2 protein-coding genes are annotated in these 1619 nt (G+C 70.1%); both read left to right on the forward strand.

Translation table 11 applies throughout. The features are described 5' to 3' along the window. Positions 1-459 (forward strand): anti-sigma factor (locus AC27KI_RS24355; RefSeq protein ID WP_487116321.1); only part of this gene is annotated, 459 nt, incomplete at its 5' end. A gap of 107 nt (positions 460-566) precedes the next feature. After that, positions 567-1517 carry a DUF3034 family protein gene (locus tag AC27KI_RS24360; RefSeq protein WP_487091071.1) on the forward strand — a complete coding sequence of 317 codons (951 nt, stop codon included), beginning with the start codon at positions 567-569 and terminating at the stop codon, positions 1515-1517. The last annotated feature ends 102 nt before the right edge of the window (positions 1518-1619 follow it).

Below are 1619 nucleotides of genomic sequence, written 5' to 3' on the forward strand. Positions count from 1 at the left end.
CTGGGCGCGCTGGCCACGGTGGCTGCCGTGGTCGTCGGGCTGCAGACGCACCAGCGGCTCCAGCAGGACAGCGGGGCGCAGATCGCCCAGCTGCGCCAGCAACTGGCCGCCACGCCGCAGGTGCGCTACGTGGCAGTGCTGGCCGATGCGAAGGCCGCGCCGTCCATGCTCGTCACATTCGATGCGCAAAAGAACGCGCTGGTGCTGCAGCGCGTGGGCGGTTTCCAGGAAGGCAGCGACCATTCGCTGCAGCTGTGGGCGCTGCCACCCGGCAGCGGCCCGCGCTCGCTCGGCGTGCTGGGGCCGCAGGCGCTGCTCACGCTGGCCACGCCGGAGAGCGCGGTGAAGAACGTACCCACGCTGGCCATCAGCCTGGAGCCGCAGGGCGGCGTGCCGGGCGACAAGGGGCCGACGGGACCGGTGCTGTTCACGGGCGCGCTGATCGAACGCATGCTGTAGCGAAACGGCCTCATATTCTGCTTTGCGGAATGGGGGTTTCGTCGGGCGTCGATTTAGGTAACACTCTGCTACAGCGCAGGTTGGCGCTCCTTTGCGGACGAACCCCCATGCACCCCATTCACTGGATCTCCACGGTGGCCTGCACCACCGGACTTTGCGCACTGCTGGCCGCCGCCGGCACCGCGCGGGCTGAAACCGGCAAGCTGCTGCTGACTGGCGGCGTGAGCAGCATCTCCGGCTCGGCCGGCGGCGGGCTCACCCCCTGGGCGGTGGTGGGCTCGAATGCCACCGAGGGCGAGATCGGCATGAGCGCCTTCACCACCCGCACCCGCACGCGCGATTACGGCCTCACGAGCTACGGCGCGGCGATGGGCTGGAACGAGCGGGTGGAGGTGTCGGTGGCGAAGCAGGATTTCGATGCCGCCCCCGCCGTCGCGCTGAACGGCATCGCGGCATTCGGCGTCGAGCCCGATCTGCACCTCAAGATGGACATCATCGGAGTCAAGGTCCGCCTGCTCGGCGATGCGGTGCTCGAGGCCGACAGCGCCATGCCGCAGGTGGCGGTGGGCGTGGAGCACAAGCGGCTGCACCCCGCTTCGGCCGGCAGGGTCATCGAGTTCCTGGGGGCCGACACGAGCGGCACCGATGTCTACGTGACCGCCACCAAGCTGCTGCTGGACCGCAATCTGGTGCTGAGCGCCACGCTGCGCTCCACCAACGCCAACCAGAACGGCCTGCTGGGCTTCGGCGGCTCGGCCCCGGGGCGCAGCCGCCGCAGCCTTCAGCCCGAATTCTCCGTGGCCTACCTGCTGCGCCGTGACCTGGCGATCGGCGCCGAATACCGCTTCAAGCCCAACAACCTGCAGGCGATCGGCGCCTCGGCGGGCCTGGGCGCCGCGCTGCGCGAGGACGACTGGCGGGACCTGTTCATCGCCTGGGCGCCCAACAAGCACATGTCGATCACCCTGGCCTACGTCAACCTGGGCCTCATCGTGCCGGGCGTGACGGGCTACCGCCGGCAAAACGGCTTGTACCTGTCGGTGCAGGCCGCGTACTGAACCGCGGGCAACAAGACGAGAGGAGGCCCCATGCCCATCCCTGCCACCCCCCGATTCGCGGTGCCGCCATGCCGCGCGCCGCGCGCCGCCGCCCCTGGCGCT

This window comes from Acidovorax sp. KPB24-03, from assembly GCF_057546605.1.